Source organism: Acinetobacter sp. ANC 4178 (assembly GCF_004331175.1).
Classification (GTDB): domain Bacteria; phylum Pseudomonadota; class Gammaproteobacteria; order Pseudomonadales; family Moraxellaceae; genus Acinetobacter.
The window spans coordinates 737,534-750,746 of the sequence record NZ_SJOD01000001.1 but is presented as its reverse complement, the minus strand read 5'-3'; the positions used below and the strand labels follow the sequence as shown (position 1 = coordinate 750,746).

The 13,213-nt window shown below is 40.4% G+C and carries 12 protein-coding genes and 3 tRNA genes; 9 read left to right on the top strand and 6 right to left on the bottom strand.

Annotated features, from left to right (window positions below; all coding sequences use genetic code 11):
- Positions 1 to 39: 39 nt before the first annotated feature.
- Positions 40 to 495: a hypothetical protein gene (locus tag E0H87_RS03515; RefSeq protein WP_131322332.1), complete on the top strand. Its 456-nt coding sequence runs from the start codon at positions 40 to 42 to the stop codon at positions 493 to 495.
- 73 nt (positions 496 to 568) lie between these two features.
- Here E0H87_RS03515 and E0H87_RS03510 read toward each other — a convergent pair whose 3' ends face one another.
- The gene (locus tag E0H87_RS03510; RefSeq protein ID WP_131322331.1) at positions 569 to 1,108 is read right to left on the bottom strand and encodes a DOMON-like domain-containing protein; all 540 of its coding nucleotides are present in this window, start codon (positions 1,106 to 1,108) and stop codon (positions 569 to 571) included.
- Positions 1,109 to 1,117: 9 nt separating this feature from the next.
- The gene (yhbY, locus tag E0H87_RS03505) at positions 1,118 to 1,441 is read right to left on the bottom strand and encodes a ribosome assembly RNA-binding protein YhbY (protein WP_131322330.1); all 324 of its coding nucleotides are present in this window, start codon (positions 1,439 to 1,441) and stop codon (positions 1,118 to 1,120) included.
- A 185-nt stretch (positions 1,442 to 1,626) separates the two neighbouring features.
- Here yhbY and rlmE point away from each other — a divergent pair, with 185 nt between their 5' ends.
- The 5 genes from rlmE to E0H87_RS03480 all read left to right on the top strand — a co-directional run bounded on the left by rlmE (position 1,627) and on the right by E0H87_RS03480 (position 7,461).
- On the top strand, positions 1,627 to 2,277 hold the full coding sequence (rlmE, locus tag E0H87_RS03500) for a 23S rRNA (uridine(2552)-2'-O)-methyltransferase RlmE (protein WP_131322329.1): 651 nt from the start codon (positions 1,627 to 1,629) through the stop codon (positions 2,275 to 2,277).
- A gap of 136 nt (positions 2,278 to 2,413) precedes the next feature.
- Entirely contained in the window at positions 2,414 to 4,303 is a 1,890-nt protein-coding gene (ftsH, locus tag E0H87_RS03495; RefSeq protein WP_131322328.1) for an ATP-dependent zinc metalloprotease FtsH, read from the top strand.
- Positions 4,304 to 4,444: 141 nt separating this feature from the next.
- Positions 4,445 to 5,296 (top strand): dihydropteroate synthase, encoded by an 852-nt coding sequence (gene folP / locus E0H87_RS03490; protein ID WP_131322327.1) that lies wholly within the window; start codon positions 4,445 to 4,447, stop codon positions 5,294 to 5,296.
- Between the two features lie 135 nt (positions 5,297 to 5,431).
- Entirely contained in the window at positions 5,432 to 7,024 is a 1,593-nt protein-coding gene (locus E0H87_RS03485; RefSeq protein ID WP_131322501.1) for a vWA domain-containing protein, read from the top strand.
- Positions 7,025 to 7,146: 122 nt separating this feature from the next.
- Positions 7,147 to 7,461, top strand: coding sequence for a DUF5713 family protein (locus E0H87_RS03480; protein WP_131322326.1), 315 nt, complete (start codon positions 7,147 to 7,149; stop codon positions 7,459 to 7,461).
- A gap of 84 nt (positions 7,462 to 7,545) precedes the next feature.
- On the opposite strand, the gene E0H87_RS03475 is transcribed toward E0H87_RS03480, so the two are convergent.
- Positions 7,546 to 7,631: transfer RNA gene (locus tag E0H87_RS03475), tRNA-Leu, on the bottom strand.
- A gap of 210 nt (positions 7,632 to 7,841) precedes the next feature.
- Here E0H87_RS03475 and E0H87_RS03470 point away from each other — a divergent pair.
- The gene (locus E0H87_RS03470; protein ID WP_131322325.1) at positions 7,842 to 9,626 is read left to right on the top strand and encodes an alkaline phosphatase D family protein; all 1,785 of its coding nucleotides are present in this window, start codon (positions 7,842 to 7,844) and stop codon (positions 9,624 to 9,626) included.
- 40 nt (positions 9,627 to 9,666) lie between these two features.
- Here the strand turns inward: E0H87_RS03470 and E0H87_RS03465 are convergent, their stop codons facing one another.
- The 3 genes from E0H87_RS03465 to E0H87_RS03455 all read right to left on the bottom strand — a co-directional run bounded on the left by E0H87_RS03465 (position 9,667) and on the right by E0H87_RS03455 (position 11,258).
- A complete protein-coding gene (locus E0H87_RS03465; RefSeq protein ID WP_131322324.1) occupies positions 9,667 to 10,398 on the bottom strand; it encodes a hypothetical protein in 732 nt (243 codons plus the stop codon).
- A gap of 687 nt (positions 10,399 to 11,085) precedes the next feature.
- Positions 11,086 to 11,171 (bottom strand) — tRNA-Leu (locus E0H87_RS03460).
- Positions 11,172 to 11,184: 13 nt separating this feature from the next.
- Positions 11,185 to 11,258, bottom strand: a tRNA-Cys gene (locus E0H87_RS03455).
- A gap of 152 nt (positions 11,259 to 11,410) precedes the next feature.
- Here E0H87_RS03455 and folD point away from each other — a divergent pair.
- Both folD and E0H87_RS03445 read left to right on the top strand, forming a co-directional pair.
- Positions 11,411 to 12,259 (top strand): bifunctional methylenetetrahydrofolate dehydrogenase/methenyltetrahydrofolate cyclohydrolase FolD, encoded by an 849-nt coding sequence (gene folD, locus E0H87_RS03450; RefSeq protein ID WP_016167035.1) that lies wholly within the window; start codon positions 11,411 to 11,413, stop codon positions 12,257 to 12,259.
- A 282-nt stretch (positions 12,260 to 12,541) separates the two neighbouring features.
- The gene (locus E0H87_RS03445) at positions 12,542 to 13,210 is read left to right on the top strand and encodes a class I SAM-dependent methyltransferase (protein ID WP_131322323.1); all 669 of its coding nucleotides are present in this window, start codon (positions 12,542 to 12,544) and stop codon (positions 13,208 to 13,210) included.
- The last annotated feature ends 3 nt before the right edge of the window (positions 13,211 to 13,213 follow it).

The window sequence follows — 13,213 nt, the reverse complement described above, 5'->3', positions numbered from 1 at the left end:
CTAGGAGCCTTCCCACTAAATAAGAATAGGTTATGCATTATGACAGTAGAAAAAAAACCAGCTGAAGCGACAGAATCACTCAAAGTGGTTGTGTCTGAAAGTTCAGAAAAACTTGAGAAAGTCGCAAAACAGGCTAAACAGCAAGTAACCGAAGCAGTCACTGAGACTCAAGAGAAAGTGACTGAAGAAGCGAAGCAATTAAATGCGACAGTGCAAGATCAAATTCGACAGTTGAAAGAAGATGTATTGCAGCGTATCGAAAGTTTGAAATCACAATTAAATCTATCTCCGAAAGATTTAACTGAGCTTAAAGATTTTGTAAAAACTGAAGTCAATGCTGTAATTGAGGATTTGAGTAAATTTGGTAAAGAGCTAAAGGATGATGTGAGTCAGATTTCGGTTAAGCATAAAGATCAACTCACTGAAACTTTTAAACGTTCTAAAGAGCATACGCTAGAAGCTTGGAATAAAGTGTCAAGCAAAGAAGTATCTTGATCGTGTGAGTAAATAAGAACCTTTAAGCTGCAAGCTTCACCTCTCCTTGCAAAAGGAGAGGAGTTGAAGTGCTTTAGAACTGATGTAGCCAATCACGCTTGTTGTGAAAGTCTGCATTTGGACTGCTATGCTGCATAGCGTAGAACTGTTCACCTTGCGCAGTTTTTAGCACCGCCGTTAAGCCGATAAATAAGTCAGACCATTTCAATTTATGTTTCAGCATAAATTCCGTTAAATCTACACTGACATTTAGCCCATAATGTGTGCGCTTCAGTTGATTTAACTCAATATCATATGCAGCATGTGGCGGCATATCTTCTGGATAGCGATATTCTTCAAATTGATAAACTTGCCATGCTTGAGAAGGCGATAAATTGATTTCACGATAAAAATCTTCGTGTTTTACGCCAATGAAAATCTCAAAGCAGGTGTTTTCCCAAAGAAAATCCTGACGTGGGTGAGCAGCAACCAATGCAGGCCACTCAATCCACTGATTCGGGTCACGAATCCAAAAGCCGACATTTAGTGTAAAAGGGCTGACAGATTCAATCGCGCCGACCACTGAAATCGCTTGAAAGCGGCGATCAAATGCACTGAGCTCGTAGCTTGCCATAAATCGAAATTACTTAGATAAATGAGCATGACGAACAAGGTTCGAAAGTTTTGGATTTTGTTGCTTTGCTTTTTTATAAAGCAGGGCAATTTTACCAATCGTTTGCACGACTTCTGCGCTTGTCACTTGCGCGATTTCAGCAATAACAGCTACACGTGCTTCACGATCTTCACCAGCAATTTTTACTTTGATGAGTTCGTGATCATTTAATGCACGGTTAGTTTCCTCAACGACATTTTCAGTCAAACCTTGACCACCAATCATTACTACAGGATTAAGTGCATGACCAATTTGACGTAAACGCTTGCGTTCCTGAATAGATAAAGCCGCCATGAAAGATAACCTAATTTTAAAAACGACCTAGTATAGCAAAATTGAGTTAAAGCGGTTGAAATAATCGATCTTGTTGATTGAAAAAAACAGCAGGATAAAGTCGATTTAGATACAGATGTATACTGCAAGCACTTGGTTTTTCACGTACAATAAAAAATTAGAAGTTTTTATACGCAAAGAGAGTTATGGCAACACGCATTACCAACCAAAAATTATCCCAAAGTAGTCGTGCGTGGATGAGAGAACATCTTGATGATCCTTTTGTGAAAAAAGCGCAAAAGGAAGGTTATCGAGCGCGTGCTGCTTATAAATTATTGGAAATTCAAGAAAAATATAAAATTATTAAGCCCGGTATGACCGTGGTGGATTTGGGAGCTGCTCCAGGGAGTTGGTCTCAAATCGCAGGAAAACTGGTCGGTGACAAAGGTTTAGTCATTGCATCAGATATTTTAGAAATGGATGCTTTACCAGACGTAACTTTTTTACAAGGTGACTTCCGTGAGGAAGAAGTCTTCGAAAAATTGTTAAAAATTTTAAATGGGCGTGTTGTTGACGTTGTAATTTCAGATATGGCCCCCAATACATCTGGTAATAAGGCTGTAGATCAACCTCGCCAAATTTACCTTTGTGAACTTGCACTCGATTTTGCCAATAAAGTTTTAGGACCGAAAGGGCAGTTTGTGGTGAAAGTTTTCCAAGGCACTGGATTTGACGAATTCCGTAAACAAGTGGTCGATAGTTTTGACGTGTTGAAGACGGCTAAGCCGGCTGCATCTCGTGCTCGTTCGAAAGAAGTTTTTTTAATCGGCCAAGGGCGCAAGAAGGCTTTGAAGTAAAGTTTACTTGCCAACGCGTTAAAAATTGTGCATTTTGTACTTTTTTACATTATTGAACAGCTGGGTTTACAGCTTACATTATTAAGGTCACCCATCCTTGGGCATGATCAAATTAGATTGATATGGGAATAAAGCTTTGAGCGATCTCTTCAAGAATGCCGTGTTGTGGCTCATTATACTAGGTGTGCTGATTTTGATTTTCAGCAACATCAGTGACCGTGATAAGCCAACTGCAATGAACTATTCAGAGTTCGTTACAGCGGTGAATGCTGGTCAAATTAAGCAAGTCACAATTGATGGTGAAAGAATTAGTGGCACTAAATCAAATGGATCTGAATTTGAGAGTATCCGTCCAGCGGTGCAAGATCCTGAATTGATGCCTAGCCTGATTAAAAACAATGTTGTCGTTGAAGGAACAGCACCACAACGTCAAGGTTTGTTGATGCAACTTCTGATTGCAAGCTTCCCTGTACTTTTAATCATTTTGTTATTCATGTTCTTTATGCGCAACATGGGTGGCGGAGCAGGTGGTAAAAACGGCCCAATGAGTTTTGGTAAGTCAAAAGCAAAAATGCTTTCTGAGGACCAAATTAAAATTACATTTACGGATGTAGCGGGTTGTGATGAAGCAAAGCAAGAAGTGGTTGAAATTGTAGACTTCTTGAAAGATCCTGCGAAGTTTAAACGTCTAGGTGCAACCATTCCAAAAGGCGTTTTGATGGTGGGTCCACCAGGTACAGGTAAAACTTTGCTTGCAAAAGCCATTGCAGGTGAAGCGAAAGTTCCTTTCTTTAGTATTTCTGGTTCTGACTTCGTTGAGATGTTTGTCGGTGTTGGTGCATCACGTGTCCGTGATATGTTCGAACAAGCGAAACGTCATGCGCCATGTATCATTTTCATTGATGAAATTGATGCGGTAGGCCGTCATCGTGGTTCGGGCACAGGTGGTGGGCACGATGAACGTGAACAAACCCTTAACCAGATGTTGGTAGAAATGGATGGTTTTGAAGGTAATGAGGGTATTATCGTCATTGCTGCAACCAACCGTGCGGATGTATTGGATAAAGCATTACTACGACCAGGTCGTTTTGACCGTCAAGTGATGGTAGGTCTTCCTGATATTAAAGGTCGTGAGCAAATTCTAAATGTGCACTTGAAGAAATTACCTTCGGTAACGGGTGTAGATCTAAAAGTTCTTGCACGTGGTACGCCAGGTTTCTCTGGTGCACAATTGGCAAACTTGGTGAATGAAGCTGCATTGTTTGCTGCTCGCCGTAATAAAAATACGGTGGATATGCATGACTTTGAAGATGCGAAAGACAAAATTTACATGGGACCAGAGCGTAAATCGATGGTTCTACGTGAAGAAGAACGTCGTGCAACGGCTTACCATGAAGCAGGTCATGCCATTGTTGCAGAAATCTTGCCGGGTACAGACCCAGTTCATAAAGTTACAATCATGCCACGAGGTTGGGCACTGGGTGTGACATGGCAGTTGCCTGAACAAGACCAAATTAGCCATTATAAAGACAAGATGTTGAATGAACTTTCAATCTTGTTTGGTGGTCGTATTGCTGAAGAAATCTTTATTAACCAGCAGTCTACTGGTGCTTCGAACGACTTCGAGCGTGCGACCAAAATGGCACGTGCGATGGTGACCAAATATGGTATGTCGGACAAGCTTGGTGTGATGGTTTATGAAGATGAAAACCAAAATGGTTTCTTTGGTAATGTTGGCAGCCGTACTATTTCTGAAGCTACACAACAAAAAGTAGATGAAGAAGTACGTCGTATTTTGGATGAGCAGTACCGTGTGGCACGTGAAGTCTTAGAAAATAACAAAGATATTGCACATGCTATGGTAAAAGCTTTGATGGAATGGGAAACCATTGATCGTGAACAGATCCGTGACATTATGGAAGGTCGTGAACCACAACCACCAAAAGTGTATGTGGCAGAAAATCCAGTGATTGATGTGACGCCAACTAATGGTCCATCTACTCCACCGCCATTACCAGCAAATTAAGTTTAAAAGTTAATAAAAAAGAGTCTCTACATGAGGCTCTTTTTTTGTGCTGCTGTTTTGAGTGGAGTTTAACTTAAAACTTTTCAGCCTGTGATCACCTTGAATTGTTACACTAGCATTACTTGTTTTTGGAGTGTCTTCATGCAACTTATGCCCTTGCCAAATCGCGTTTTAACCTGTGGTCGTTTAAGTTTAGATTTGTCTATCCCAAGGGTGATGGGTATTTTGAATGTGACGCCTGATTCTTTTAGTGATGGTGGGTTGCATAATACCAAAGACGCAGCAGTGGAACGTGCATTACAGATGATCGCTGAGGGGGCAACTGTGATTGATGTGGGTGGGGAGTCTACACGTCCTGGGGCAGCAATCGTTGATGTGGATGAGGAAATTCGACGTGTGATTCCTGTGGTAAAAGCACTTGCACAACATGATGTGATTATTTCTATTGATACTTCAGCACCAGAGGTCATTCGTGCGGCTGTAGCAGCAGGTGCCCATATTTGGAATGATGTGCGTGCATTAACTCGCCCTCAAGCTCTTCAAACTGCGGCTGAACTGAATATACCAATTATTATTATGCATATGCGTGGTGAGCCAACGACCATGAATAATCTGGATCAATACCAAGATGTCACGGAAGATGTGATGGTTGAACTACAACAACGAATTGATGATGCATTGGTTGCGGGGGTTAAGCCTGAACATATTTTGATTGATCCGGGTTTTGGTTTTGCCAAAAATGCCCAGCAAAACTTAAAACTCCTCAAGGAGTTTTGGAAGTTGAATGCAATGGGTTATCCAATTCTATCGGCATTATCACGTAAGCGTTTTATTGGTGAAGCGTTGGGTGGTGCTGATGCAGCACAACGCGCAGTAGGTTCAGTCGCTGCGCATTTACTCAGCATTCAGCAAGGTGCATGCATGGTGCGTGCACATGATGTCAAGGCAATGTCGGATGCAATTAAAGTGTGGCAAGCGATGCAATTGGCTTAGTGGTTGATTGATTTTTTTAAAGAGATAAAAGGATTATTGCTTTTATCTTTTTGGGTTGCCATGCAGTAAGTATGTGCTGTAAAGATGTAGATGAGTTTGTTAAATATTTGAAATTAAAATAACACGGGAATAATGATGATTGTGAAACCGAAATTGTTGGTTGTGAGCCTGAGTGGTTTGTTGTTGGCAGCTTGTGGGCAAATGCCTTCTCAACAGATGTCCATGAGTAAAATGGCAGCGGTGGGAGTGGGAATGCCTGCACCATCAATGGTAAATGCTTATGAAAGTATGCCTCAATTAGCTGAGAATACTGAAAATTATCAGAAATTAGAAATCAATCCAGTACATACGGTCGCACAACAGCCTATCTCGACTTTTAGTGTTGATGTGGATACGGGGAGTTATAGCAATGTGAGACGTTTTCTCACACATGAAGGTCGGTTGCCCCCTGTGGATGCGATTCGAATTGAAGAAATGCTGAACTACTTTAATTATCAATACCCAAATCCAACGGGTCGACACCCTTTTTCTGTGAATACGGAAGTCGTGAATTCACCATGGCAGCCGAATGCTCAAATTATCAAAATTGGCATTAAAGCGAAAGATTTGGACATGAAGCAATTACCACCAGCCAATCTGGTATTTTTGGTGGATGTTTCGGGAAGTATGGATGATGACAATAAACTGCCTTTGGTCAAAAAGACCTTAACCTTACTCACTGAACAATTGCGCCCGCAAGATAAAGTCAGCATTGTGACCTATGCGAGCGGCGAGGATTTGGCATTGGCACCGACTTCTGGTGCCGACAAGGATAAAATTTTAAAAGTCATTCATCGATTAAAAGCAGGTGGAGCAACGTCGGGAGAGCGGGCAATTCAATTGGCCTATGAGCAAGCACAAAAGTCTTATATTCAGGGTGGTATCAATCGAATTTTAATTGCAACGGATGGTGATTTTAATGTTGGAATTACCAATTTTGAAACCTTAAAGGGGATGATCGCTGAGAAAAGAAAATTAGGGATTTCTTTCTCTACCTTTGGTTTTGGAACAGGCAATTATGATGAACAGTTGATGGAGCAGCTCGCTGATGCAGGCGATGGCAACTATAGTTATATTGATAATGAGCGTGAAGCAAAAAAAGTATTGCAGCGACAACTGAGTTCAACATTGGCAACAGTTGCTCAAGATGTAAAAATCCAAGTCGAGTTTAATCCTGCCACGGTTAAAGAATACCGTTTAATTGGCTACGAGAATCGTGTATTAAATAATGAAGATTTTAATAATGATCGTGTAGATGCGGGAGATATTGGTGCTGGACATACCGTCACAGCCTTATATGAAATTATTCCTGTAGGTCAGAAAGGTTGGTTGAATGAATCACGCTATCAAGCACCAATGAATTCATCCAAAGCCAATAAACAAGAATACGCTTATGTGAATGTACGTTATAAACAACCACAACAAAGCCAAAGTATTTTACTGAGTCAACCTGTCCCTGCACGCAGTCTGGCATTGACACAGGCATCTTCAGATACTCGCTTTGCCATTGCGGTTGCATCCTATGCGCAACAGCTACGTGGTGGGCAATATAATGCCAATATGAAGTGGGATGATATTTTAAAATTAGCCCAAAGCGCAGCTCAACCAGATGAATTTGGCTTGCGTGCAGAATTTTTAGATTTGGTGAAAACCGCGAAAAGCTTAAGTGCTGAGCCTGTAAAACCTTAAGCATTCACGTCATTTTGATATAAAGACAACTGGGTGGTATTTATACTGCCCATTTTTTATTTGGTAAATGTTCATCTTTATGCTATACAGGCTCGCGTTTATAAGTAGTTTTGAGTGGCTGTATGTTTGCAGATTTACTTCTTCCAATGTTTGACGATGATTATTACCCCGATGTATTGGTGGCTGAAGTACAACAATGTATTGTGCAATTTGCGAAGAAAGTTGCGAAGGTAAAAGAAAGCACAGCTGAAATTTATCGTTTTGCAAATGAAACTGTTGTGGCCATTAATGAAATGAAGCCACAATTTGAAGATTTAGATTCATCCTTGGATGATACTGCTGCGGATTATATTGCTGAAGCAATGATGATGGTGGTACAAGAGCATGGTCATTTCGATGTGGAAATGGAAGAGTTGATTGTAAATCGAGAGTGGTAACACTCTCTTTTTTTATTTACTTTAGACATAAAAAAACCAGCTTTCGCTGGATTCTTTATTACACCATTTTAAGAAATATTAAAATGGTGCCCGGGGCCGGACTCGAACCGGCACGCTTTGAGGGCGGGGGATTTTAAATCCCCTGTGTCTACCTATTTCACCACCCGGGCATGAGCGCAATAATAGAGTACGAATTTATTCTTTGCAAGACTATTTCTTTGTATTTGCTTTATTTTTAGACAATTCAGAAGCTTGTGCTCAAAAAAATCACAATTTCAAAGCCAATCTGATTTTTATTGTCATCATATGTTCATGTAATTGAGATCATCATTAAATAATTATTGCCTATTTTTAACTCACGTTTGTAGTGGATTAAAAAAATGACAAATACTTTAACGCGCCGTGAACTCATTCAAAAAACTTTAGCTGGTTTTGGTGCAGTCTCTTTACCTATTTCGCTCACCGCATGTGGGGATGACTCGGATCATTCTTCTGGCTCGGGTGTGAGTGTTCAGTTTAAACATGGTGTTGCCAGTGGTGACCCTTTACAAGACCGAGTGATTATTTGGACACGCGCCACGCCTAGCGATATGTCAGCTCGATTAGAAATTGTTTGGGAAATTTCTAGCGATGAAAAATTTAGCCAAATTTATGCCTCGGGTAAAGTGCAAACCAGCCCAGCACAAGACTTTATCGTAAAAGTCGATGTTACTGGCTTACACGCACAGCAGCGTTATTTCTATCGCTTCCGCTTTGGGCAGGCAGTTTCACCGATTGGGCAAGCCAAAACCTTGCCGTCGCAAACCAATCAGGTGAAATTAGCCATCTGTTCTTGTTCAAATTATCCTGCGGGCTATTTTTATGTTTATCGTGAAATGGCCAAACAAGATGTTGATGTGGTACTGCATCTTGGGGACTATATTTATGAATATGGTCAAAATGGTTATGCGACCGAAGATTCGGAAAAGTTAGGACGCTTGCTGGCAGCAGATAATCAGCGAGAAATATTGAGCTTGGAAGATTATCGCAAACGTTATGCTTTGTATCGTCAAGATACGGATTTACAAGCATTGCATCAGAGACATCCTTTTATTGTGATTTGGGATGACCATGAGCTGGCCAATGATACGTGGCGTAATGGCGCGGAGAATCATACTGAGGCAACAGCTCAGGCGCAAAATGAAGGTAAATTTTCTGATCGGAAACTGGCAGCATTACAGGCCTATTTCGAATGGATGCCTATTCGTCCTGTTTCAGAAGATGATCATTTACATATCTATCGTCAGTTTGATTTTGGTTCACTGGTACAGCTCACCATGTTGGACACTCGAATTATTGCGCGTGATCAGCAATTGGATTATGCCAATTATATGACGGCTCAGGGCTTAAATACGGTGCAGTTTCAGCAAGATTTGTTAGCACAAGACCGAACCTTGCTTGGTTATGAGCAACGTGATTGGTTGTTGCAGAAAATGATGCAAAGCAATGCGCAGTGGAACGTATTGGGGCAGCAAATTCTAATGTCAAAAATGTTTATTCCAGCCGAATTGCTATTATCTTTGGCGGAAATTACCAGTGGTACAGTCAGTGCTGAAACGCTCACAAAAATGAATGCGCAAATTACGGAGTTAGTGAGCATTAAGTTACGCGCACAAGCAGGTGATCCTGCATTGACAGATTTGGAAAAGGCGCGGGTTAATACACTGGCACCTTATAATCTGGATGCATGGGATGGTTATTTTTATGAACGAGAAGTGTTGTATGCCACGCTGAAAGCACTGAATAAGAAAGTAGTGGTCTTGGCTGGGGATACGCATAATGCTTGGTATTCTGAGTTGCTGAGCAAGGATCAAGACTTGGTTGGTGTCGAATTGGCGACGAGCTCTGTGTCTTCACCGGGCTTGGAAAAATATTTAAGTATTCCTTTGGCACAATTACAGCAATTTGAATACGCCTTCCAAACGCTGATTAACGATTTAGCTTATTGTAATTTGAATCAGCGTGGCTATTTGTTGGTGAGTTTTACTGAACAGAGCATGCAATCCGATTGGATCTTTGTTAATAGTATTAAGGAAAAAAGCTATATGGTCGATGAAACCAGAGGCTATCAATTGATATTTAACTCACAGCTTCAAGTGCTGGAATCTTTACCGCAATCGGCTTAAGTGCAATGATAAAAAAACTGGGAAAAATCCCAGTTTTTTATTACATCAAGCTATCCAGATAATTTTCTAAATCTTGATGTTTATGTGTTTGGCAAAGTTGCTGTTCCATATGCATAGATTTTAAATGCAAAGCATGAAAGTGCTGTAATTGTGTTAATTTTTGCTGATATTTTTCAGTATCTTTTCCAGTAAATTTTAGAATAAATTTGAGTTTGATTGTTTGTTTATAACTCCAGAAGTTAAAACGTCTTAACTCTTGAAGGTAATACAGCCCAACATGGGTTGCGCTATTACGGAATAGATTTTCTTTGTAAAACTTCACAAAGCCAAAACCCATGGCAAAGAAAAACAGCACAATTTGCAGAAAAGTACTTTCTACGAATGCAATATTGATGGCTTGTAGAATAATTAATGCTGCAATTTTAACGGGTGCATGTTGTTGTTGTTCATAACAGGAGCTTGAGCTGTGTTTCATTTGTTTAAGTACAAGCGGAACATACAGCATAAATAACAACATAAAGCACAATACAGCAAAGCCATGCGCTTGAAAGGGGGTAAAGCGGGGAAAATGGATTTCGAAATAATGTCCTAAGCTTAGGGACAGGGAAACAAAAATCATAATGGCTAAAATCCAAGGAATAAACTCTTTGATTTCGTCCATTAAACCTTTGGTTTTGAGCATGCCGTAAAATACAAAGTTACGTTTAAATGCTGCGGGATACTGCATTTGTAACGGCTTTAAAAAAAGTGCTGCCTGCTTATCACTGACCATAAAAATGAGTACTTGAAAGTTACAGCATTATAAATCAGAAATGCACTTTTTGTTTAAATGATCTTAAAATCGATTTAAGGGAGTATAAAATCTGATCGTGAAATAAAATCATGACATAACCTAGCCAACAAATAGCATATTTAAAAAATGTGATCTGTTGGGGGTATGCAAATGATTGCTGTGTCATCGCATAATTTGCATAAATTTTTATGAGTTGTTGTTTTCTTGTTTGTTATTGCGTAGCTAGTAGGTATAGGGGAATGTTTCTAAGTCCTGAGCCACTATTCTTACAAGGATTACTTAGCTATCAGATATGGAAAAAGGTTGCAGTTCTGAAGATGTAATACAATTTCCCAAACAGACCATCCACAATGAAATGGAAAATGGCAATTTACACTTATCTATTTTCAATGGCTCATTCAATGCAATTTTTACCTTTTGTGCGTTACTGGATTCCGTATGTAAAAATTTTGAAACCCAACAATTTAAAAGAGAATTTCTTTCAAGAGTTGCAAACCTATATGCAGCAATCATGAGAGACTTCGTGAAGTAAAATAATTAAAACACAATCAATGCCTGAGCTGAATTTTGCTTTAATCGCTTGATTGTGAATAAGGGGGATTTTTAGACATAAAAAAACCAGCTTTCGCTGGATTCTTTATTGCACCATTTTAAGAAGTATTAAAATGGTGCCCGGGGCCGGACTCGAACCGGCACGCTTTGAGGGCGGGGGATTTTAAATCCCCTGTGTCTACCTATTTCACCACCCGGGCGTTTTAACAAGATTGGAGGCGGAGGTCGGAATCGAACCGGCGTACACGGAGTTGCAGTCCGCTGCATGACCACTCTGCCACCCCGCCATGTCTTGTTGATGCACATATTAACAACCTTTAAAAAAATTACAATACTTTAAATTGTGCATATGCACATAAAATCAGCATGTAGAATAAAATTGCCTAAATAATCATGTATTATTTGCAAAATTGATTCATATCTACCTTGGAGATGTGCTGTGGCATTAGTTTTAGATGGTCGTGCATTGGCTAAACAAATTGAAACTGACTTGTTAACCCGCGTTGAAGCGTTAAAAGCAAAATCAGGTCGTACCCCAATTTTGGCAACGATTTTGGTTGGTGACGATGGTGCATCAGCGACTTATGTGCGCATGAAGGGAAATGCCTGCCGCCGTGTAGGTATGGATTCATTAAAAGTTGAACTGCCGAAAGAAACAACAACGGAACAATTATTGGCTGAAATTGAAAAATTAAATGCGAATCCTGATGTGCACGGTATTTTGTTGCAGCACCCAGTGCCTGAGCAAATTGATGAGCGTGCATGTTTCGATGCCATTTCTTTAGAAAAAGATGTAGATGGTGTAACTTGCCTTGGCTATGGTCGTATGGCAATGGGTGAAGCGGCTTATGGTTCTGCAACACCAGCGGGAATTATGACCATCCTAAAAGAAAACAACATTGAAATTGCAGGCAAACATGCTGTAGTTGTTGGCCGTTCTGCAATTTTAGGTAAACCAATGGCGGCAATGTTATTGGAAGCAAATGCTACAGTCACGATTTGCCATTCACGTACTCAAAACCTTTCTGAGTTTGTTAAACAAGCCGATATTATTGTGGGCGCGGTAGGTAAAGCTGAGCTGATTCAAAAAGACTGGATTAAGCAAGGCGCTGTTGTGGTTGATGCAGGCTTCCATCCACGTGATGGCGGTGGTGTAGGTGACATTCAATTGGTGGGTATTGAAGAGATTGCATCTGCTTATACGCCTGTTCCAGGTGGTGTAGGTCCAATGACCATTACGACTTTAATTCGTCAAACAGTTGAAGCCGCTGAGAAAGCTTTAGGCTAATACTTTAAGTACGCTTCTAAAAAGCTGTATAGCATAAAACTATACAGCTTTTTTTATGGGATAGATTTCATTTAGGAGAATTTTAGGTTTAGTCGGAAAATCTTCTGTTTAAGCCACTTTGCGTGAGTGCGTAGGTTTACTCAGCGGATTATTACTTTTCAGTCATGTGCAGCTAGATTATGATCGCCTGATCTGTTGATTCTAGTGACAGCGATGGCAGTATTTAAATTGCTGTTTTTGAACGATGCATATTTTGCGTAGCATTAAAGGTTTATAAATTTAATGAGCTGTACTTTTCAAATGGCGAAAGCACCACAACACTTATTGGTTGCATTACATGAGGTCATTCCTCAGGCGGAGCTATCGGCGCAACAGTTGCCAGAAACACCTATTTCTTTGTGGCTCATTCCACCTGTCTTTCCAACAGATCGTCTAGATGATGAGGTGATTCGTCGTATTTGGAATGAAACCCCATACTGGATTTTTTGCTGGGCTTCGGGGTTAGCAATGGCGCAGTGGTTATTGGCAGAGCCGCATCATGTGAAAGATAAAGTAGTCCTCGATTTCGGTGCGGGTTCAGGCGTGGTGGCGATTGCTGCCAAAATGGCGGGTGCGAAACGTGTGATTTGTTGTGATATCGATAAGGTGAGTTTGGAGTCGTGTAAGGAGAATGCGATTTTGAATCAGGTCGAACTGGAATATTTAGATGATCTGTATCAATCAGAACAAGTCGATGTATTGTTAGCAGCGGATGTCTTATATGATCAATGTAACCGTTTTTTCTTAGACGAATTCTTAAAGTTTGCCCCTGAAGTTTGGGTGGCAGACAGTCGAGTGAAAAATTTTAGCCATCCAAAATATATGAAAATTGATGAGCGTAGTGCCACAACTTGGCCTGATTTGGATGAAGCAAAAGAGTTTCGCAATGTGAGCTTTTATAAGACGCTATAACGC

Excerpts from the sequence above, each read along its gene's own strand:
- E0H87_RS03515 (WP_131322332.1), top strand. The coding sequence starts at position 40 with ATGACAGTAGAAAAAAAACCAGCTGAAGCGACAGAATCACTCAAAGTG.
- E0H87_RS03510 (WP_131322331.1), bottom strand. The coding sequence starts at position 1,108 with ATGGCAAGCTACGAGCTCAGTGCATTTGATCGCCGCTTTCAAGCGATT.
- yhbY (WP_131322330.1), bottom strand. The coding sequence starts at position 1,441 with ATGGCGGCTTTATCTATTCAGGAACGCAAGCGTTTACGTCAAATTGGT.
- rlmE (WP_131322329.1), top strand. The coding sequence starts at position 1,627 with ATGGCAACACGCATTACCAACCAAAAATTATCCCAAAGTAGTCGTGCG.
- folP (WP_131322327.1), top strand. The coding sequence starts at position 4,445 with ATGCAACTTATGCCCTTGCCAAATCGCGTTTTAACCTGTGGTCGTTTA.
- E0H87_RS03485 (WP_131322501.1), top strand. The coding sequence starts at position 5,432 with ATGATTGTGAAACCGAAATTGTTGGTTGTGAGCCTGAGTGGTTTGTTG.
- E0H87_RS03480 (WP_131322326.1), top strand. The coding sequence starts at position 7,147 with ATGTTTGCAGATTTACTTCTTCCAATGTTTGACGATGATTATTACCCC.
- E0H87_RS03470 (WP_131322325.1), top strand. The coding sequence starts at position 7,842 with ATGACAAATACTTTAACGCGCCGTGAACTCATTCAAAAAACTTTAGCT.
- E0H87_RS03465 (WP_131322324.1), bottom strand. The coding sequence starts at position 10,398 with ATGGTCAGTGATAAGCAGGCAGCACTTTTTTTAAAGCCGTTACAAATG.
- E0H87_RS03445 (WP_131322323.1), top strand. The coding sequence starts at position 12,542 with ATGAGCTGTACTTTTCAAATGGCGAAAGCACCACAACACTTATTGGTT.